This window comes from Pseudomonas sp. RA_15y_Pfl2_54 (assembly GCF_963971015.1).
Classification (GTDB): Bacteria; Pseudomonadota; Gammaproteobacteria; order Pseudomonadales; family Pseudomonadaceae; genus Aquipseudomonas; species Aquipseudomonas baetica_A.
The window spans coordinates 1-20,187 of the sequence record NZ_CAXAPN010000011.1; the positions used below are offsets into that span (position 1 = coordinate 1).

Here is a 20,187-nt window from a genome sequence, read left to right on the forward strand (position 1 = left end):
CCAGTTGATGGCGCTAATGGGCTGAAAGGCCTTTTTTCGTCTGTTGCCCGCACAAAAACAAACGCCCCGAACAAGTCGGGGCGTTTTGTTGGGCCTTCATCAGTGTGTTTTCACACAGTCTGTTCGGCCGGTTTTTTTGTGTCCGTTACTCACAGGCGCCACAGTCCAAAGGTGGGTGGGCTTGCTCGCGAAGGCGTCATTTCAGGCGATATTTTGGGTGACTGGCACACCGCTTTCGCGAGCAAGCCTGCTCCCACAAGGGACGCGGGTTGGCAATGCAGGATCAGCGGCGGCAAAGGGGCTGGGTTTCGAACTTCACGCCGGCCAGACCGTTGTTGATCAGCGCTCGAATATTGCCGTGATCGCTGCCTTCAGGCGCCGCCACCACCGAGCGGTAGTGCTCGCCGAACGCCAGCAGCGCTTCTTCATCGCTAAAGCCTTCCAGCAGCGCCAGACCGAGGGTCTTGCACGAGCCTTCGTTCTGCCCGGCAGCGTTTTCCACGCCGCCGTTGTTGAACGCCTGAGGCTGGTAGTCGTAACCGGCGGCGATGAAGGCCAGGGTGTCGGCAAAAAGGTGCTCGCCGCTCTTGAGGCTGGTGCGCAGGGTGTTCAGATCACTCATGAGGTTTTCCTTTGGCGAACGCCGCTTGTTGTTCGGCGCTGGCTTCTTGCTGAAATTGAGACTTCCACTCGGCGTACGGCATGCCGTAAACCACTTCGCGGGCTTCATCGAGGCTGACCTCGATCTGGCGCTCGTCGGCTTCGGCCTTGTACCACTTCGACAGGCAGTTGCGGCAGAACCCGGCGAGGTTCATCAGGTCAATGTTCTGCACGTCCTTGCGGCTGTCCAGATGGGCGACCAGCCGGCGGAAGGCGGCGGCTTCGAGTTCGAGGCGTTGTTGATCAGTCATGGGGGTCTCTGCGAGACAGCGTTGAGCGGCAAGCTTCAAGCTGCAAGATTTCAATGGTGGGGTGCCTGTAGCTTACCGCTTGCAGCACGAAGCTTGAAGCTCAGCGGCTTGCCGCAAGGGTAATCGACACCGACTCGGCAAAACGCAGCGCATGCGGCTTGTCGACTTCGACTTCGGCATACAGCACCGAGCCGTTACTCATCACCAGATCCAGTAGTTCCTGGGTCAGACGTTCGAGCAGCGCGAAGCGGTTGCCCTCGACGTGGGCGATGATCGCCTTGGTGATGGTGCGGTAGTTCAGCGCGTGATCGATGTCGTTGTCGCGCACTGCTTCCTGCGCCGCGTACAGGATGGTGAGGTTGATCAGCACATCCTGCTTGTTGAGGATTTCGTCCTCGTTGATCCCGATAAAGGTGCGCAAGCGCAGATCCTTGACCCGGATGCGTGCCATTCCCGGTTGAAGTTGTGCCATTTACTTGCTCCGTCCAATCAATTGCAGGAACTCCTGGCGGGTGTTGCTCGACTCGCGAAAGGCGCCGAGCATGACCGAGGTGTTCATGGTCGAATTCTGTTTCTCGACACCGCGCATCATCATGCACATGTGTCTGGCCTCAATGACCACGGCGACGCCGGCGGCATCGGTGACTTGCTGCACCGCATCGGCAACCTGTCGGGTGAGGTTTTCCTGAATCTGCAGGCGCCGGGCGAACATGTCCACCAGCCGCCCGATCTTCGACAACCCCAGCACCTTGCCCGTCGGAATATAAGCCACATGGGCCTTGCCGATGAAGGGCAGCAGGTGATGTTCGCACAATGAGTACAGTTCGATGTCGGCGACGATGATCATCTCGTCGCTGTCGGAGGCAAACAGCGCGCCATTGACGATCTCATCGACGCTCTGTTCGTAGCCGTGACACAGGTATTGCATGGCCTTGGCTGCGCGTAGCGGCGTGTCTCGCAGTCCTTCGCGTTCGGGATCTTCACCAAGACCGATCAGTATGTCGCGGTAATGCTCGGGCAGGGAGCGGGTCATCGAACATCCTCGCGGGCGTTGTTATTTGACGTGCCGTCCGCCGTTGACGGTCAGGGTCGTACCGGTGACATACGGGTTGTCGAGCAGGTAGCGCAGGCTCTGATAGATCACTTCACTGCCGGGTTCGATACCCAGCGCGGATTTGGCCAGCGCTTTGGCGCGGTACGCCGCGTCGTCGTCGGGATTGAACGATAGCAGGGCAGGGGCGATGCCGTTGACCTTGATCGCCGGCGCATAGCGAGCGGCGAACGACAAGGTCAGGCTGTCGAGCCCGGCCTTTGTGGCGCAGTAACCGATGTGCTTGCTGCTGCCCTTGCGGGTGACATCATCGCTGATGTGGATGATGTCCGCAGGCGTCGATAGCGTGAGCAGATCGGCGCAATGCAGGTTGATCAGATAGGGCGCGAGCATGTGCAGGTTGAACAGGCGTGTGAACGCTTCGGCTCCGTTGTCCGGGGTTTCGGCCAGCCATTCGGAGGCGTTGTGTACGATTGCCCGCAGGCTGTCGGTGTGGGTTTTCAGTTCGGCGATGAAGGCGAGTATGCCGGCTTCGCTGGAAAAATCCGCGAACACGCCGATGGCGCCCAGATCACGCAGCACTTGCACGCCGGGACGTTCGCTGCGGTAACTGAAGATCACAGCGTGGCCATCTTCAAGCAAACGCTGCGCGCAATGCAGGCCGACACGCTGGCCGGCGCCGGTGATGAGGATCGGGGCGGAGGTTGTGGTCATGTACGGCTCGCGTCGCGGTTGAAGTAAAAACTATAACAGCGACACGAGCGACCCACCTATTGCAGAACCGACTTCAGGTGGGTTCGAGCAAGCCCGCTCCCCCAGAAGGATCAGCGATTTTGGGCGCAAGGGGTAACCGGCAAGGGGCGCGCTGGCGTGCGGTTCAACCAATTTGCCAGTAATCGGGTCGACAATGGAATAAAGAAATAAACCATCAGCGGCGTCAGGCATGCCGTGCTGATCAGCATCCGCGGCAGCAGGCTCATTTCACTGAGCAGCGGACCGAGGACAAAGTTGAACAGCAGCGATACCGGGAAGAACGCCAGCCAGATCGCGACAGCCTGTTTCCAGCGTGGCGGGCGCTGGCTGATCGCATCGGCGCCGAACCAGCCCTCAATGCCGCTGACGCGATGCTCCTTCGGGTGCGCAAACAGGTCGCTGCCACGATCCAGCCAGGCAGTACGCGAGGCCGAATGCTCCCACGCATGCAGTGTGTGCTCATCGGCAAACCGGAAAATGATTTGAAACTCGTTATCGCCGGGCGGTGGAGCGAGCACACCGGAGCCGAGATAACCGGGGAAGTCGGTGGCCAGTTGTTCACCTTCGCGCAGCCAGGCGATCAGATCCTGATAGCGTCCATCGGCGACGCGACGCGCAACCATCAGCGTGACGGGGGAAGTAGACATTGTATATCTCCGTATTTCGAGTGCGTCGCTCCGGGTAGGAGTTTCGCCTGACGCAGGGCCGGGGGTAGTGGCCAGCGTTTTACAGTATGCAAGGAATATTCCGGATTTTACCGATTTAACCAGCGACTTTGGTCGCTGTTCATCGCTTGAATCTTAATGCTCCATCAAGGTTAGAATAGGATCCAATTCGCCAACAAGGAAGTTGATTGTCTTATGTCTGTCATCACGGACAAAAGCCCTGCTTCGCAGGCATCCATTGCGCTGGAATGTGAAGATCTGTTCCCCATACGTGAAGTCGCACGATTGACCGGCGTTAACCCGGTCACGTTGCGTGCATGGGAGCGGCGCTATGGTTTGATTCAACCAACACGCACCGAAAGTGGGCATCGCTTGTATTCGATGGCCGATATCGAGCGCGTTCGCAGCATTCTCGACTGGATCGATCGTGGTGTGTCCGTCAGCAAAGTCGGCAAGATTCTGGCCAAGACCGAGCCGTTGAAAGTGCTGGCGCCCATCATCCCCGACGATCGGGTGCAGGCCGATTATCTGCAATGGCAGGTGCAACTGCAGGATGCGATCAGTTCGTTCGATGATCAGCAACTGGATCTGGTCTACGGTCAGATCTTTTCTTCTTATACGTTGCCCGTCGTGTTCCAGGACATTCTGATGCCCTTGTGGCTGCAACTGCTGCAGCGACAAGATGCTTTTGGGCAAACCAGCGAATGGCTGTTCTTCGATGGGTTTCTCAGAGCGCGGGTATTGCAGCGGATCGTCATGCTGCGCGGCTCGAAACCGCGCAGGGTGATTGTCAGTGCCTTGGCCGGACAATGCCGAGAGCTGGAACTGCTGGTGACGGCACTGTTCCTGAGTGGTAATGGCTCAGGGATCCGCGTGCTGACCACCGGCCAGCCGTTCGATGAACTCACCCTGGTCTGCGAACGGACCCGGCCTGACGTACTGGTATTGTTTTCCAACCACGCACCGAGCGCCGACCTTCCGCGACGCTTGAGCCGGCTGGCGTTGAGCCTTGATTGTCAGGTGCTGCTGGCGGGGGATGCCTCCGATCTGGCGCAGGAGAGCCTGGCTGGAACGTCAATCGGTTGCATTGGTAATGAAGGGGCGACAATGTTTCAGCGGCTGACGCAGTTTCTGGCGGGCACGCTGGATACCTGAAGGCCAGGTTTTAAAGGCTCAGGTGTGCAGGGCCGGATGTGTCAGGCGATGTTGTTGCAGGATGAACTGGCGCAGACGTTCGGTTTCATCGGCATCGGTCTGGCTCAGTTCGTAGGCGAAGAAACCTTGCTCGGTTTCTCGTTCGAAATGGCCACGCAATGAAATCCGCTCATAACCCGATGGGCTGAACCACAGAGCGAAATGCTTGGGCGGTTTGGTTTTGTTGCGCACTTCCAGCAATACGCCTTTGTGCGAGATCTCGTGTACCCACAGCGGGCCCGGCTGGCCTTTGGCGTTCTCCAGTGCCACCGGTTCTTCAAGAGCCAGTCGCCATGGGCGAACCATCGGGCCGTCTTCGTAAATGCTAGGTACGCCGAGGCGCAGATGCAGCGCGTGAAACTCGTCCTCCACCAAATGCAGCGGGAAGGTCATCTGCTGATTTTCGAAGTTGGCCTGGATGGTGACCTGTTCGTGAGCGGCCAGACGCGTGAGCAAGTCACGGATCTGCGAACCACCATTCACCAGCAGGCTCGACGTCGCATCCCGCACATTCAATTGCGGGTTGTGTTGCATGGTCTGGATGAAATCCAGCTCATCCTGAGTGAGGAGGGCGTCGCGTTGCATGGCGGACTCGAAAGGAATAGTTACAAAGTCTTTGGTGATTGTAGTTAATGACAATTGGTTCGCTGTTTTGTTTTAACCGTTTGTCGCTTTCAGTTCAGCCAGTTCGGCTTTGAGTGCGGCGACCTGTACTTCCAATTGCGCAACGCGTTGCTGGGCCTTGACCTGAACCGTCACATCTTTTTGAACACCGACGAAATAGGTTTGTCCGTCATCGGCGTTTTTAACCGTTGAAAGCGACAGTTCATTCCAGAACGGTGTGCCGTCCTTGCGATAGTTGCGCAAGATTTCCCGGCAAGATCCGCTATTGCGCAGCGCTTCGCGAATCAGTGTCAGGTTTTCCTGATCCCTGTCTCCGGATTGCAGAAAGCGACAGTCTTGATAGAGGATTTCCTCGCTGGCGTAACCGGTCAAGCGCTCGAAGGCCGGGTTGACGTAAATCAGGATGTTGTCCTGTTCGCCTTCCTTTTCCGCGACCACAATTCCATCGTTCGATGCGTTGATTACCATTTGCAGCAGGCTGGCGTTGATCATCTTTGAATCCTTTCAGAGGTGTCTGTGACGGGCATTCTAGAAGATCGGCGGAGGCTGTCTATAGGTCATTGGCGCTTATTGGGAGTTAATCGCAACTTCACGGCTCAGGCTGTTAATATCGGCGCTCTTTTTTTCAGCTCCAGGATCAGATTGATGAAAGTCGCCATCCTCTCCGGTTCGGTCTACGGCACCGCCGAAGAAGTCGCCCGCCACGCCCAGAATCTGCTGAAAGCCGCCGGCTTTGAAACCTTCTACAACTCGCGCGCCAGCCTGACGGACCTTCAGTCTTTTGGCCCTCAAGCGCTGCTGGCGGTGACCTCGACCACCGGCATGGGCGAGTTGCCGGACAACCTGCAGCCGTTGTATTCGGCCCTTCGTGACCAATTACCCGCTGCCTGGCGCGGTTTGCCGGGGGCGGTGATTGCGTTGGGCGACGCCAGTTACGGCGACACCTTCTGCGGCGGCGGCGAGCAGATGCGCGAACTGTTCGGCGAACTGGGCGTGCGCGAAGTGCAGGAGATGCTGCGCATCGACGCCAGCGAAAGCGTGACCCCGGAAACCGACGCCGAGCCTTGGCTGGCTGAGTTCATCGGCGCGCTCAAGGGCTGATTGGTCGCTCGCGCAGCAGAGAAAGCCAGGCTTGCGCCGCTTTCGACAGATAGGCGCCCTGACGCCAAATGAAAACGATATCCCAGCGAAGCGAGTCCGGTGCTTTCAAGGTCAGGCGCACGACGCCTGGCCGCACCAGACCCCGCGCGACCACGCTGGGCAGCAACACCACGCCTTGCCCGGCGGCCACCAGTGACACCAGAAAATCCGCCTGCCCACTGCGTCCGCCTTCCTTCGGTGTGAAGCCCATCTGCTGGCACGCCTGGAGCAAGCGATCATTGAGCACAAAACTGCGCTGATACAGCAGAAACGGCGTATCGGCCAATTCTTCCAGACCGATTTCGCCCCGCTCAGCCAACGGATGATCCCTCGGCAACAGTGCATCGAGCTTCTCATCGCAGAACGGCTGATAGTCGAACTGCGCATCCTTGGGCAACAAACTGCCGCCCAATTCCAGTTCTGCACTCAACACGGCTTGCTCAATATGGCGGCTACCGCCTTCAAGTAATTGGATCTTGATATTCGGATAGCGCCGACGGTATTCGGCAAACAGCCCGGCGAACAACGTGTCACTGCCCAACAGCGGCAGGCCCAGGCGCAATTCGCCACGGGCCAGATGGCTGAGGTCGTCGAGTTCGCTGAGCAATTCGTTGCGCAAGCGCAGCATGCCCTCGGCTCGTTGCAACACCACGCTGCCGGCGGTGGTCAGGCGCAACTGCGAACCCAGCCGTTCGAGCAACGGGGTGCCCAGGCTTTGTTCGAGTTGCGCGACTTGTTTGCTCACGGCCGATTGGCTGATGTGCAGGGTTTTCGCGGCCTGGGTAAAACCGCCCTGATGCATGACTTCGACAAAACTGCGCAGTTGTTTGAATTCCATAGCCTGATTCCTTTTTGGAATGGCTTGGAGTCTAACAATTCGCTTCTGGGATGGGTGCTCGGTTCGTAAAATAAGCCCCTGTCAGGAGCAAAGCCATGAACGCCGCAACCCTCAAGTACCTTTCCCGCCTTGTTGTCGAACTGGCCGTGCTGCTCGGTCTCTACCTGCTTGGCTGCCAACTCGCCGCTTGGCTGGCGTGGCCGATTCCCGGTGGCGTGATCGGCATGGCGCTGTTGCTGCTGGCGTTCGCCTTTGGCTGGGTCAAACCGGCGGCATTGCAATTGGGCGCGGGGCTGCTGATGGCGGAGATGCTGCTGTTCTTCATCCCGGCGCTGATGAGCCTGCTTGATTATGGGGCGCTGCTGCGCAATGACGGTTGGCGGATTCTGTTGGTGATCGCCGCCAGCACGTTGATGGTCATGCTGGTGACGGCGTTCACCGTGGAATGGGCCGTGCGCCTGAGGCGGTCCCATGAAGCTTGAATTGATGCCGATGTTCTGGCTCGCATTCACCCTGCTGGCGTACTTGTTCAGCCGCTGGATTTATCGGCGCACCGGCCGTTACCTGCTGTCGCCGCTGATTCTGGTACCAACGCTGCTGCTGGCGCTCGCCGTGCCGCTGCACACCGCTTACGCCGAGTATTCCAGCAACACCCATTGGTTGATGCGGGTGCTCGGCCCGGTGACAGTCGCCTTCGCCGTGCCGATCTGGCAGCAGCGGCATCTGTTGATGCGGCACTGGCCTGCATTGATGCTCGGCATGGTGGCTGGCAGCACGGCATCAATCGCCACCTCGTTCGCACTGGCCAAGGCACTGGCACTGGACAGTTCGGTAACGATGTCGCTGGTGCCGCGCTCGATCACCACGCCATTCGCCATGCCGCTGGCTCAGGATCTCGGTGGTGTGCCGGAATTGACGGCGGTGTTCGTGATGTTTACCGGGGTGTTTGGCGCGATGCTCGGTGGCGTTCTTTTGAAGTGGTTGCCATTGCGCAGTGCCTTGGCCCGTGGCGCCCTGTTCGGTGTCGGTGCCCATGGCGCCGGTGTCAGCCGCGCCCATGAAGTGGGCGGTGAGGAGGGTTCGGTGGCGGGTCTGGTGATGGTCCTCACCGGGTTGCTCAATCTGTTCGCCGCCCCTTTGTTGGCGTCGTTGCTTTGACACGGATCCAAGCTGTTTGCCGGGCTGACTCGTTCAGTCATCAAGCTGGCTGCCAATGCAACTACGCGATGGCCTGCGCCTGACTAGACTGCTCACACGTGCAGAACAATAAGAACGCAGAGGTGCATACAGTGAGCGTAGCCCCCGTCCAATCGTCCCTAAATGTCAAAGATCAGGTCAGCGCTGCGGAATGGCAGACCCGAGTCGATCTCGCCGCCTGCTATCGTCTGGTCGCGCTGCATGGCTGGGATGATCTGATCTTCACGCACATTTCGGCCAAGGTGCCGGGCACCGAAGATTTCCTGATCAATCCGTTTGGCCTGATGTTCCACGAGATCACCGCATCAAGCCTGGTGAAAGTCGATCAGGCCGGCAACAAACTCATGGACAGTCCTTACGAAATCAACCCCGCCGGTTACACCATCCACAGCGCCGTGCACGAAGTTCGACACGATGTGGTTTGCGTGCTGCATACGCACACGGCCTCGGGGGTTGCGGTGTCGGCGCAAAAGCAGGGTGTGCTGCCGATCAGTCAGCAATCGCTGTTTGTCCTGTCCAGCCTCGCTTATCACGCCTATGAAGGCGTGGCCCTCAATCACGAGGAGAAGGCGCGCTTGCAGGCCGACCTCGGCGATAACCATTTCCTCATGCTGCACAACCACGGTCTGCTGACCTGTGGCGGCACTATCGCTGACACTTTTCTGATGATGTTCACCTTCCAGCGTGCCTGCGACATTCAGGTGATGGCGCAGACCGGCGGCGCTGAACTCATTGCCATCGAACCGCAGGTTCTGGCGGGCGCCAAAGCGATGATCGCCGGCGTCACCAAAAGTGCTCAAGGCATGGGCGGCGCGCTGGCGTGGCCGGCATTGCTGCGCAAACTCGATAAACAGAACCCTGGATATCAACTCTGATGCCTCTTGCCGAGATTCCGTTGTGTGTCTGGCGCAAGCGCAGCCAGACCTTTGTTTTTGGTGGTCAGTCGATCCGTTACTGGACGGCGGGGCAGGGTGAGCCGCTGCTGCTGATCCATGGTTTCCCGACCGCCAGTTGGGATTGGCATTACCTGTGGCAGCCACTGGCTCAACGGTATCGCGTGATCGCCTGTGACATGCTCGGTTTCGGCGACTCGGCCAAACCGGTCAATCACCGCTACAGCCTGCTGGAACAAGCCGATCTGCAACAGGCGTTGCTCGCGCATCTGCAGGTCGAGCAGCCGGTACACCTCCTCGCTCATGACTATGGCGACAGCGTCGCGCAGGAACTGCTCGCGCGGCATTACGAGGCGCACATCAAGGTCGCCAGTTGCGTGTTCCTCAACGGCGGGCTGTTCCCGGAAACCCACCGCCCGGTGTTGATGCAAAAACTGCTGCTCAGCCCTTTAGGCTGGATGATCGGTCGCGCCTTCACCCGAGACGCGCTGGTGAAAAGCTTCGGCCAGATTTTCGGCCCGCAGACCCGGCCAAGCGAGAGCGAGCTGGATGATTTCTGGAGTCTGATCGACACCCATCAAGGCCCGCGCATCATGCACAAGCTGATTGGCTACATCCCCGAGCGTCGCGTGCAGCGCGACCGTTGGGTGGCGGCCATGCAGCGTGGCGAAATCCCGTTGCGGGTGATCGATGGCGAAGTCGATCCGATCTCCGGTGCGCACATGGTCGAGCGGTACCGGGAGTTGATTGCAGACGCGGACACCGTGCTGTTGCCGGGTATTGGTCACTATCCGCAGACCGAAGCGCCGGTGCAGGTGCTCACGCATTACCTGGCGTTCCGCGACCGTTTGGCGCTGCCGCCGCGCAAAGTGGCGTGCTCCTGAAAGATCAATGGATCGCCGCCAGCGATCTATTGATCTTGCTTGGCATCATCCCCTCACCTTATCGCGCATCATTCAGCCTCAGCCGTGTTCGTTGTGACCCAAAGCCCCGTGCCTGACACTCGGGCTCTCTGTCCTTTGGCCTGCTGGAGTTGCCCTGATGAATGAGTCTGTGCGTTTCGAAGATAAAGTCGTGATCGTCACCGGAGCCGGTGGCGGTCTGGGACGGGCGCATGCACTGCTGTTCGCCAGACAGGGCGCCAAAGTGCTGGTCAATGACCTCGGAGGCTCGACCCAGGGCGAAGGCGCCAATGCTAGCGCCGCCGACCGCGTGGTGGCAGAAATTCGTGAGGCCGGCGGCATCGCCGAAGCCAACCACGACTCGGTCACTGACGGCGACAAACTGGTGCAGAACGCCCTCGACGTCTTTGGCCGCGTCGACGTGGTGGTCAACAACGCCGGGATCCTGCGCGACAAGACCTTCCACAAAATGGACGATGCCGACTGGGATCTGGTTTACCGCGTCCATGTCGAAGGCGCCTACAAAGTCACCCGCGCCGCGTGGCCGCACCTGCGTGAACAAAACTACGGTCGAGTGATCTTCACCGCGTCGACTTCCGGCATCTACGGCAACTTCGGCCAATCCAACTACGGCATGGCCAAACTTGGCCTGTACGGCCTGACCCGCACCCTTGCCATCGAGGGCCGCAAGAACAACATTCTGGTCAACGCCATCGCCCCGACTGGCGGCACGCGCATGACCGAAGGCCTGATCCCGCCGCAAGTATTCGAGCAACTGAAGCCGGAGCTGGTCAGTCCGTTGGTGGTGTATCTGGCCAGTGAACAGTGCCAGGAGACCTCCGGGCTGTTTGAGGTCGGTGGTGGCTGGATGGGCAAGGTGCGGTGGGAGCGCAGTTTGGGGGCCGGGTTTGATCCGCGTGCTGGATTTTCCCCGGAAGATGTCGCGGCGCACTGGCAGCAGATTTGCGATTTCGAAGGCGCGGCGCACCCCAAGGACAACATTGAGGCGCTGAAGGAAATGATGGCGAATTTGCAGAAATATTCGCTCTGAACCCTGCGCAACAATCGGCAGGGCTGCGCCAGCCCTGCCATCTCCCCGCTAAAACCCGTCACCCATAAAAAAGGCCGCTGCAAACGCAGCGGCCAAGGTAAGACGTTGGATCAAGGAGCTACAAATCAACGTCAGTGAACACCGGGGCGAGCAACCGAAGACCTTCGGTTGATCTGAAATCTGTCAGCAATGGCTTGAGTGGTTAAGGCGCCAAGGCCGAATGCTTTGCGGCGTGTCCCGTGAAAGCCCGCTCAGAATACGGATTTGAGTCTGTAGGAAAAATAGCGATTGCGGACATGAACTGTTACGGGGCATGTAACAGTCTGCCCCGTACCACATGCACCATGCGCTGCAATGATGTTCGACTATCCAGCGCACTCATGGCCCGCGCAAAGGCGCATCCCACCGGGGCATTCATCCTTTCGAGCGACAACGCGAATACCTCCTTGGTGCGCTTATCGACCCGGTCAACCGGCAGTAGGGTGGGGCCTTCTGTCACTCACCGGGGAAGACGCATGAAAACAAGAACAATGCGCGCCATCTTCACACCGCAGGCGCTGGCAGCCGCGGTGGCTATGGGCTGCTGCGCCCAGGCGCACGCGGTTTCGTTCAACATCGGGGAAATCGAGGGCACCTTCGACTCGTCACTGTCGGTCGGTGCGAGCTGGGGCATGCGCGATGCCGACAAGTCGCTGGTCGGCACGGTCAATGGTGGTACCGGGCAATCTTCGACGGGTGATGACGGACGCCTGAATTTCAAGAAGGGCGAAACCTTTTCGAAAATCTTCAAAGGCATTCACGACCTCGAACTGAAGTACGGCGACACCGGGGTGTTTGTGCGTGGCAAATACTGGTACGACTTCGAACTCAAGGATGAAGACCGCGAGTTCAAACAGATCAGCGACAAGGGGCGCAAGGAGGGCGCGAAGTCTTCCGGCGCGCAGATTCTCGATGCGTTCGTCTATCACAACTACGCCATCGCTGACTTGCCGGGCACCGTGCGTGCAGGCAAGCAAGTGGTGAGCTGGGGCGAAAGTACCTTCATCGGCAACTCGATCAACAGCATCAACCCGATCGACGTGTCGGCGTTTCGGCGTCCTGGCGCCGAGATCAAGGAAGGTCTGATCCCGGTGAACATGCTGTTCGGCTCGCAAAGCCTGACGGACAAGCTCTCTGTCGAAGGTTTCTACCAACTGGAATGGGACCAGACCGTCCTCGACAACTGCGGTACGTTCTTCGGCGTCGATGTGGCGGCGGACGGTTGCAACAACGGGTATACCGTCGGCAGCCCGGCGATTGCGCCGTTTGTGCCGTTGACCACGGCCTTCGGTCAGGGCATTGAGGTGACTCGCGAAGGCGTCGTGGTGCCCCGGGGCGGCGACCGCGATGCACGGGATTCGGGGCAGTGGGGCACGGCGTTGCGCTGGCTCGGCGACGACACCGAATACGGTCTCTATTTCATGAACTACCACAGCCGCACGCCGACGGTGGGCACCACCACGGCCGGGCGTTCGACGCTTGCCGCGTTGCCGGGCATGGTCGGCATCGCCAATGGTCTGGCCCCCGGCAGCGGCTCGGGACTGGCGCAAAGCGTGATGTTGGGACGCGGTCAGTATTACCTCGAATATCCGGAAGACATTCGTCTGTACGGCGCCAGTTTCTCTACCACACTGCCCACCGGCACCGCGTGGACCGGCGAGATCAGCTACCGGCCAAACGCGCCGGTGCAGGTCAACACCAACGACCTGACCCTGGCGTTGCTCAACCCGATTGCCGGGGGCGCTGCTTCGCCACTGGCGACTTCGCCCGGTGCTGACAACAAGGGCTATCGTCGCAAGGAAATCACCCAGATCCAGAGCACCCTCACGCACTTCTTCGATCAGGTATTAGGGGCCCAGCGCCTGACCGTCGTCGGTGAAGCAGCGGTGGTGCGGGTCGGCGGTCTGGAGTCGCGCAGCAAGCTGCGTTACGGCCGCGACTCGGTGTACGGCCAATACGGTTTCGGCGGCGACACCGATGGCTTCGTCACGTCGACTTCGTGGGGCTACCGCGCCCGGGCCATCCTCGATTACGCCAACGTGATTGGCGGGGTCAACCTCAAGCCGAACCTGTCGTGGTCGCATGACGTCGCCGGTTACGGCCCCAATGGCCTGTTCAACGAAGGCGCCAAAGCGATCAGCGTCGGCGTCGATGCCGACTACCGCAACACCTACACCGCGAGCCTCAGTTACACCGATTTCTTCGGCGGCGATTACAACGTCCTCGAAGACCGTGACTTCGTCGCCCTGAGTTTCGGCGTGAACTTCTGATCTGCCCGAGAAGGATGAATGCAATGCGCAAAATGATTCTGCAATGTGGTGTCCTGGCCCTGAGCCTGCTGGCGGCCAACGTGATGGCGGCAGTGTCACCGCAAGAAGCCAACAAGCTTGGCACCAGCCTCACGCCGCTGGGCGCCGAGAAGGCCGGTAACGCCGATGGCTCGATTCCGGCATGGACCGGTGGCATCCCGAAAAACGCCGGGGCGGTCGACAGCAAAGGGTTCCTGGCTGACCCGTTTGCCAATGAAAAACCGTTGTTCACCATCACCGCCGCCAATGTCGACCAGTACAAGGACAAACTCTCGGACGGTCAGGTGGCGATGTTCAAGCGTTACCCGCAAACCTACAAGATCCCGGTTTACCCCACCCACCGTACCGTCGCCGTACCGCCTGAGATCTATGAGTCGGCCAAACGCAGTGCGCTGAACGTGACCACGATCAATGACGGCAACGGCCTGGCCAATTTCACCGGCAACCGCTACTACGCCTTCCCGATTCCGAAGAACGGCGTTGAAGTGTTGTGGAACCACATCACCCGTTACCACGGCGGGAATCTGCGCCGGATCATCACTCAGGTCACACCACAGACCAACGGCAGCTACACGCCGATCCGCTTCGAAGAAGAGATCGCCGTGCCGCAACTGATGAAAGATATCGATCCGGAAAAAGCCGCCAACGTCCTGACCTTTTTCAAGCAGTCAGTCACCGCGCCGGCACGTCTGGCCGGCAACGTGCTGCTGGTTCACGAGACGCTCGATCAGGTGAAGGAGCCGCGTCTGGCGTGGGTCTACAACGCCGGTCAGCGTCGGGTACGCCGCGCGCCGCAAGTGGCCTATGACGGGCCGGGCACCGCCGCGGACGGTCTGCGCACCTCGGACAACTTCGACATGTTCTCCGGCGCCCCGGATCGTTACGACTGGAAACTGGTGGGCAAGAAGGAAATGTACATTCCTTACAACAGCTACAAGCTCGATTCGCCGAAACTCAAGTACGACGACATCGTCAAGGCTGGCCACATCAATCAGGATCTGACCCGCTATGAACTGCATCGCGTGTGGGAGGTGATCGGTACGGTCAAACCGAACGAGCGGCACATCTACGCCAAGCGCCACATGTACATCGATGAGGACAGTTGGCAGGTGGCGCTCGCTGACCATTACGACGGTCGCGGCCAACTGTGGCGGGTCGCCGAAGGTCACGCTCAGTACTACTACGATCACCAGACGCAGGCCTACACTCTGGAAGCGCTCTACGACATCATTGCCGGCCGGTACATTGCCCTGGGGATGAAGAACGAAGAGAAACACAGCTTCGAATTCGGCTTCGAGGCCAAGGCTGCCGACTACACACCATCGGCCCTGCGCGCAGCGGGTGTGCGGTAACGTTTGTGATACAACGGCTGTACAAAAGGCGACCGCACGGTCGCCTTTTTTATGGCTGCCAATCAGCGCGCTGAATATTTATCAACAAGCTGACAGCAGAGGGCTAGGGTGGCTGCAAAACAATAAGAAGGCTCACCCGATGACCGCCATGACGCCGTGTCTGGATCGCCCCGGTTTCCTGCCCAGACTGTCTTCCCATCACCAGCCACGTTTGCGATTGAGCGAACCACTGCTTGAGTCGATGGCGCGGGTCAGGCTGATCTGTGCGCCCCCCGGTAGCGGAAAAAGTGCGCTGCTTACCGAATGCCTGCTTCAGGCGCCCGCGACGTATAAGGTGCTCTGGTTGCCACTGGCAGGTGCGCAATTGAGCAACGGCGAGATGTGCCATCGATTGACTGCAGCGCTGGGCCTGACCGACACGGATGAGGCTGGTCTGATCGCGGCATTGACTCATTGGGAGGCACCAACCTGGCTGTTCATCGACGATTACAGCCGTTTGCCGGATCCGTCACTCGATGCCTTGCTCGACCGTTTGCTGACAATCAGCAGCCCCGCATTGACCTGGTGGATCGGCTCTCGCCGGCGTCCGCAATGCAACTGGCCGCGGCTGTTGCTGGACGACGAATTGTATGAATGCGAAAGCCCGACGCTGGCGCTGACCCAGGACGAGATCGCCCAGGCACTGAAACACTTGTCAGCCGAGCAGGCCGCCAATGTGGCTGGACGGATTGTTCATCGCACCGGTGGCTGGTGCGCCGGAGTGCGAATGACGTTGCTGCAAAAATGCGACTGGTCGCAAAGCACCCAACCGCAGCAACGTGTGGAAACCTTGCTTGATTATCTGCAGCACGAACTGTTCAGCGGTTTGACGCCGGAGCTGGCGGAAGTCTGGCGGGTACTGGCGAATTTGCCGCGTTTCAACGCTGAACTGTGTGAACACTTGTTCGGTGCCGGTGAGGGGGCTGATTACCTGCGAACGCTGCAAACGCTGGGTTGCTTTATCGAGCCATGGAATGAATCGTCGCAGTGGCTACAGATATTCGCGCCTTTGGCGCAGGTGATGCGCGATGAACATTGGCCCGCGTCTCGTTCATGGCATCGTCGGGCGTGCCAATGGTTCGCCGCTACCGGTGATTGGCGTTCGGCTTTCGAGCAGGCGTTGCTTGCCGAGGAATTCGAAACGGCAGTGAGCCTGTTGCAGCATTTCAACTTCGAGCATCTTTTTGAAGAGCAAACGGTGGTGCTGTTGTTGCGCCTGCATGAATCTCAGGGCGAAGGATTGACCTTGGGATCACCGCAGTTGGTCGGGCTGATCAGCGCAGCGCTGTTGTTTGCCGGCCGGTTCGAACAGGCCACGCAGTGCATCGCGCACCTGGCGAGGTTCATGCCACAGCCTTCGGCCACGCTCGAGCGGCAACTGATTGCGCGCTGGCAAACCTTGAATGGCTGGCTGCTGCATCTGGAAGGGCAGATGACTTGCGCTCAGGGTCATTTTTCCGAGGCGCTGGATTCGCTCGACGACGACCACTGGATGGCGCGGGTGATGTGTTTGTCGGGGGTGACGCAACAGGCGCTCTTGAGAGGGGCGCTGGATGTGGCCTACGCCCACAATCGGCAGGCGCTGTGTCTGGCGCGGGCGCAAAATTCGCTGGTTTTCGAGGCGCTGCTTGAGCTCGATCATGCACAAATACTGGAGCAGCGTGGCGCGGCGGCGCGGGCCGAATGTCTGTTGGCCGCAGTGCACGCTCTGCTCGGCAGACGACCGGATCCACGGACGCCGCTATTGGGCAGGATTGCACTGCGTCGGGGGCGTCTGGCTCTCAGTCAGGGGCAGGATGCCCTGGCGGCCGCTTTTTTTCAGTCCGGCCTCGACGATTGCAAGCGCAACCATGACAAGCGGGTCTTGTATGGCTATCTGGGGCAGGCACAACTGGCGGCCAATCAGGCGGATTTTGAAGGCGCATTTGTCTGGTTGCGCGATGCACAGCGGCTGATGCAGCAGCGGCAGATTCCGGAGACTGTCTATCGTGGGGTGTTGTTGCAGATCAGCAGTCTGTTGTGGCTTCAGCAAGGGCGTGCCGAACTGGCCAACGAGGCGATGGCGCGTCTGCTGCGTCACTATCAAGGGGCCGGTGCATTGCAGGCACCGCCGGCGACCATCGAGTTGATTCCACGGGTTGAATACCTGCTGATCCTGGCGCAAACGGGTCTGCGCATCGCCAATAATCCGATCATCCGCCTTGAGCAGTTATTGGCGGACGCGAAGCAGTGCAGAATGGTCGCCCTCGAAACTGACTTGCTCCTGGCGTTGGCCGAAGTTGCCTTTCTGCAGTGCGATCAGGCCGGCGCGCAACACTATTTGCAGCAGGGCCTTGAATTGGTTGCTCATCACGGCCTGCACCAGGCGTTGCGTGAACTGGAATTGCGCCAGCCGAACGTGTTGCAGGCACTGAATAACAAGATCGCTGAAGATGCAGCCGCGCAGACATTAAGCAACTACGGCGTGCTGAGCCAGCGAGAACTTGAAGTTTTACGACTGATCGCCAAAGGCTATTCCAATCAACAGATTGCAGATGAACTGTTTATTTCGCTACATACCGTAAAGACTCATGCCAGGCGTATACACGGAAAGTTGGGTGTCGAACGAAGAACTCAAGCGGTGGCAAGTGCAAAGCTGTTGGGTCTCGATCTAAGTTGAATTTGTGACAGTCAAATGGAGGATTATTTATTTTGGCGTTTGTCTGAGATGTTTTATGACGTTTGAAAACTTGCAGTAACGGCTGTTGGATTTTGTTCGCTGTTTATATTCGATAACTTGCTCGCAATCGAAGTGGCGCAATGTCATTTCTTGATCGTGGACCAAGGAGTTAGGTATGAGCGTTATCAATGGCTTTTCAGAAGTTCGACCCGCATGGCTGTCAGGTGCCAGTGAACAAAATAAGCAGCGTCATGACCATTTGCTACAGCAAGTGCGCGCTGAGGAAAACCGGCGTGACCAGTTTCTGGATAAGGCAGCATCGCTGAAAGCCTATGCTGCTGCGCGAAGTAAAGAGTGGATCAACAGTGCATTGGGTGTTTCGGTTGATCCTGAAACTATCAAGGTCACCTGTCGCTATACCATCAAGGTCGGAGCGCGCACCCTGGTTCAGGAAGACAAGCGCACGTTTGTGGAACTGGCGCTGTTCGGCGTACATGATCGCAATCAACGCTTCGAGATGGCTTTTGAAGGGCCGGTTCCTTCCGGCTTGACACCTGTGCGCGTAGAAAACTGGCTGGCGTCTGTCAACATCCGCTCGGATTTCTGGGACACGCGCCGTAAAGCCTTTAACGATTACGACGTGCAGATGGCACTTCTGCAGGTCTTGGGGGCGCGCATCGCCTACAGCACTTTTTGCGCTGCCGTGCAGGGGCATCTCAATCAGCCAAACATGGCAATGGTCGAACGCTTTATGCAAGGAGACCGGAGTATTTCGGCATCGGCCTTCGTGATGAATGGCTTCCGGTTCGGTTTCCGCGATCTGATGGTTTTCCAGCAAAAGGCCAATCCCCACGGCAACTGCGTCTTGTACGCTCCAGGTTCGCCGGAAGAGCGCGACTGGTATCAATTTCCCAACAGTCGCGAACTTGAATTTCATGTGGCTGGCTGGGTGAGAACAGCCGAAGGGCAGAGCTATCTGGCGGCGCAAACCCAACCTGCGGAAAGGGCGCCACTGGCCAAATACGTGGCCACGCTGCGGCAGCTACCGAGTGCCTGGAAAGGGGTAACGTTTTCCGAATGGCCGGACGCACCGGAAGGCATTCTTGTCGAGGCAATCTTCCATCAGATCGCCTGGGACCTGGCACAGGAAACGCTCGCCCATCCTGCCGCCTATCGAAGCGCCCCTGATGAAATGCGCCAGTCGTTTGCCCGCTTGAATACGGAGTTGAAAGCGCTCTACACCATCGGCACTCGCGAAGCGGGCATCCTGACCTATGAGCGCTTCTGTTACGACTTGATCAAGCAACGGATCGAAGATCTTTTAAAGACCTTTGGAAAAACGGTGCAGGTAAACCCGGACGAGATCCTCCTTGATCTGAGTGAAAACGAGACGATTACACTCACCCGGTTGATCATCAAGGAAACGCAGTTTTATGCCCATGATCGTGGCGGCGAAGTGATTGGGATTTATCCGCGCTTTCGTGTAGGCGCGAAGCATCCAGCACTGCCCGACCTGGACATACGTCAACTGGCCAGTTGGTCGAGAACGTTGCGTCCGGGAGAGAATTACATCGCCATGTTGCGTGCCGATTATTTAAACAGACAACACCCCGATTATGAATTCAAGAAAGACGTTCACTTCAACTCTCGACAGGTTGAAATGCAACGTTCGGTGTTGTCGAGTTTTTATGCCGGTGCTATCACCCTCACGTTGGCTGAGCAATTGCGCACGTTGATCCTGAACTTCGATAAAGGAACGCCTGCCTCTTTTCCGCCTTTCGGAGAAGTGCCTTCGACCGTGCAGTTCAGTGCAGTCTTCAAGTTTCACGTAAAACGGTGTCTGGTTGAGGGCGTGTATGTTTTCAGGCTGGTACAGGGCGGCAAAGTCAGTGAAATTCTTTATACGCCTGACGCGCCGGACGGCGTCTACTTGCGACCGTTGAGCGGTTTTTTCGAGGCGATCAAGGAACACGGGCTGGGTCAGTATTTCTACGACAGGGTCAAGTACGTCGATCAACGGATCATGGGGACGTTCATCAATAACATTGAATTCAACAATGTTTCTGAAAAACTTCCCGTGCTTGAGCTCAACAGCCGCGTGCTGTCGTTGCGCGCGAGTTATAACGAACGTATTGAGCGGATCATTGCTGATATTGACGCGCAAACCACCAGCCTGAACGAAATCATTGGCAAATTGGCCTATGACTCGGTGGCGTTGGCTGCGAGTGTCGTCAGTTTGGTAATCCCGCCCGTTGGATTCGCGCTGTCCGTGGTGCAAATCACCAAAAACGTACTGGAAGGCGCCGAGTCCTACCGATATGGCGATCGAGAAACGGCCTTCAACAGTTTCAAGGAAGCTCTACTGGACCTGGCGTCTTTGATTCCTGGAGGCAAGGAAGCAACCAAGGCGCAGAAGACGCTGATTCAACTCATGGGTGACGGCAAGGCAATCGTCGGCCTGATTGGATCGGCGACCGGCCAGACCCTCGGCCATGAACGTCTTCTGGCGATAATTGAAGAAATTCTCCAGGAGGAGCCAGCGGGGGACAGCAAAACCGTATTGCTGTAAC

Annotated in this window: 20 protein-coding genes; 11 read left to right on the forward strand and 9 right to left on the reverse strand. The window is 58.4% G+C overall.

All coding sequences use genetic code 11. From position 1 onward, the window contains the following. Positions 1-283: 283 nt before the first annotated feature. The 6 genes from AACY50_RS10170 to AACY50_RS10195 all read right to left on the reverse strand — a co-directional run bounded on the left by AACY50_RS10170 (position 284) and on the right by AACY50_RS10195 (position 3,362). Positions 284-622: a HopJ type III effector protein gene (locus AACY50_RS10170; protein ID WP_339432018.1), complete on the reverse strand. Its 339-nt coding sequence runs from the start codon at positions 620-622 to the stop codon at positions 284-286. Further along, positions 615-911 carry a DUF1244 domain-containing protein gene (locus tag AACY50_RS10175; protein WP_339432019.1) on the reverse strand — a complete coding sequence of 99 codons (297 nt, stop codon included), beginning with the start codon at positions 909-911 and terminating at the stop codon, positions 615-617. Before AACY50_RS10175 ends, AACY50_RS10170 begins: the two co-directional genes overlap by 8 nt. Before the next feature lie 100 nt (positions 912-1,011). Further along, positions 1,012-1,383, reverse strand: a complete 372-nt coding sequence (gene folX / locus AACY50_RS10180) for a dihydroneopterin triphosphate 2'-epimerase (RefSeq protein ID WP_339432020.1) — start codon at positions 1,381-1,383, stop codon at positions 1,012-1,014. Then, positions 1,384-1,944 carry a GTP cyclohydrolase I FolE gene (gene folE, locus AACY50_RS10185; RefSeq protein ID WP_339432021.1) on the reverse strand — a complete coding sequence of 187 codons (561 nt, stop codon included), beginning with the start codon at positions 1,942-1,944 and terminating at the stop codon, positions 1,384-1,386. 21 nt (positions 1,945-1,965) lie between these two features. Next, positions 1,966-2,676: a dihydromonapterin reductase gene (folM, locus tag AACY50_RS10190; RefSeq protein WP_339432022.1), complete on the reverse strand. Its 711-nt coding sequence runs from the start codon at positions 2,674-2,676 to the stop codon at positions 1,966-1,968. A gap of 110 nt (positions 2,677-2,786) precedes the next feature. Beyond that, positions 2,787-3,362 carry an antibiotic biosynthesis monooxygenase gene (locus AACY50_RS10195; RefSeq protein WP_339538524.1) on the reverse strand — a complete coding sequence of 192 codons (576 nt, stop codon included), beginning with the start codon at positions 3,360-3,362 and terminating at the stop codon, positions 2,787-2,789. Positions 3,363-3,575: 213 nt separating this feature from the next. On the opposite strand from AACY50_RS10195, the gene AACY50_RS10200 reads away from it, so the two are divergent. Next, complete coding sequence (locus AACY50_RS10200) at positions 3,576-4,535, forward strand: MerR family transcriptional regulator (RefSeq protein WP_339538525.1); 960 nt, start codon at positions 3,576-3,578, stop codon at positions 4,533-4,535. Between the two features lie 18 nt (positions 4,536-4,553). On the opposite strand, the gene AACY50_RS10205 is transcribed toward AACY50_RS10200, so the two are convergent. Together AACY50_RS10205 and AACY50_RS10210 are read right to left on the reverse strand one after the other, a co-directional pair. Beyond that, positions 4,554-5,159 carry a hypothetical protein gene (locus tag AACY50_RS10205; RefSeq protein WP_339432025.1) on the reverse strand — a complete coding sequence of 202 codons (606 nt, stop codon included), beginning with the start codon at positions 5,157-5,159 and terminating at the stop codon, positions 4,554-4,556. Positions 5,160-5,231: 72 nt separating this feature from the next. Continuing rightward, positions 5,232-5,690: a PAS domain-containing protein gene (locus AACY50_RS10210; protein WP_339538526.1), complete on the reverse strand. Its 459-nt coding sequence runs from the start codon at positions 5,688-5,690 to the stop codon at positions 5,232-5,234. 153 nt (positions 5,691-5,843) lie between these two features. Here AACY50_RS10210 and AACY50_RS10215 point away from each other — a divergent pair, with 153 nt between their 5' ends. After that, positions 5,844-6,299, forward strand: a complete 456-nt coding sequence (locus tag AACY50_RS10215; RefSeq protein ID WP_339432027.1) for a flavodoxin — start codon at positions 5,844-5,846, stop codon at positions 6,297-6,299. Here AACY50_RS10215 and AACY50_RS10220 read toward each other — a convergent pair. After that, positions 6,289-7,176: a LysR family transcriptional regulator gene (locus AACY50_RS10220; RefSeq protein WP_339432028.1), complete on the reverse strand. Its 888-nt coding sequence runs from the start codon at positions 7,174-7,176 to the stop codon at positions 6,289-6,291. The genes AACY50_RS10215 and AACY50_RS10220 overlap by 11 nt on opposite strands. A gap of 95 nt (positions 7,177-7,271) precedes the next feature. On the opposite strand from AACY50_RS10220, the gene AACY50_RS10225 reads away from it, so the two are divergent. The 9 genes from AACY50_RS10225 to AACY50_RS10265 all read left to right on the forward strand — a co-directional run bounded on the left by AACY50_RS10225 (position 7,272) and on the right by AACY50_RS10265 (position 20,186). Beyond that, entirely contained in the window at positions 7,272-7,658 is a 387-nt protein-coding gene (locus tag AACY50_RS10225; protein ID WP_339432029.1) for a CidA/LrgA family protein, read from the forward strand. Further along, on the forward strand, positions 7,648-8,334 hold the full coding sequence (locus AACY50_RS10230) for an LrgB family protein (protein ID WP_339538527.1): 687 nt from the start codon (positions 7,648-7,650) through the stop codon (positions 8,332-8,334). Before AACY50_RS10225 ends, AACY50_RS10230 begins: the two co-directional genes overlap by 11 nt. A 131-nt stretch (positions 8,335-8,465) precedes the next feature. After that, the gene (locus AACY50_RS10235) at positions 8,466-9,248 is read left to right on the forward strand and encodes a class II aldolase/adducin family protein (protein WP_221730000.1); all 783 of its coding nucleotides are present in this window, start codon (positions 8,466-8,468) and stop codon (positions 9,246-9,248) included. Next, positions 9,248-10,150, forward strand: coding sequence for an alpha/beta fold hydrolase (locus tag AACY50_RS10240; protein ID WP_339432031.1), 903 nt, complete (start codon positions 9,248-9,250; stop codon positions 10,148-10,150). The genes AACY50_RS10235 and AACY50_RS10240 overlap by 1 nt, the downstream gene beginning before the upstream one ends. A 157-nt stretch (positions 10,151-10,307) precedes the next feature. Next, positions 10,308-11,219, forward strand: coding sequence for an SDR family oxidoreductase (locus tag AACY50_RS10245; protein ID WP_339432032.1), 912 nt, complete (start codon positions 10,308-10,310; stop codon positions 11,217-11,219). 515 nt (positions 11,220-11,734) lie between these two features. After that, positions 11,735-13,528: a DUF1302 domain-containing protein gene (locus AACY50_RS10250; RefSeq protein WP_339465826.1), complete on the forward strand. Its 1,794-nt coding sequence runs from the start codon at positions 11,735-11,737 to the stop codon at positions 13,526-13,528. Between the two features lie 23 nt (positions 13,529-13,551). After that, positions 13,552-14,919 (forward strand): DUF1329 domain-containing protein, encoded by a 1,368-nt coding sequence (locus tag AACY50_RS10255; RefSeq protein ID WP_339432034.1) that lies wholly within the window; start codon positions 13,552-13,554, stop codon positions 14,917-14,919. Between the two features lie 139 nt (positions 14,920-15,058). Further along, positions 15,059-17,617: a LuxR C-terminal-related transcriptional regulator gene (locus AACY50_RS10260; protein WP_339538528.1), complete on the forward strand. Its 2,559-nt coding sequence runs from the start codon at positions 15,059-15,061 to the stop codon at positions 17,615-17,617. 175 nt (positions 17,618-17,792) lie between these two features. Further along, positions 17,793-20,186, forward strand: a complete 2,394-nt coding sequence (locus AACY50_RS10265) for a dermonecrotic toxin domain-containing protein (protein ID WP_339538529.1) — start codon at positions 17,793-17,795, stop codon at positions 20,184-20,186. Position 20,187 lies beyond the last annotated feature (1 nt).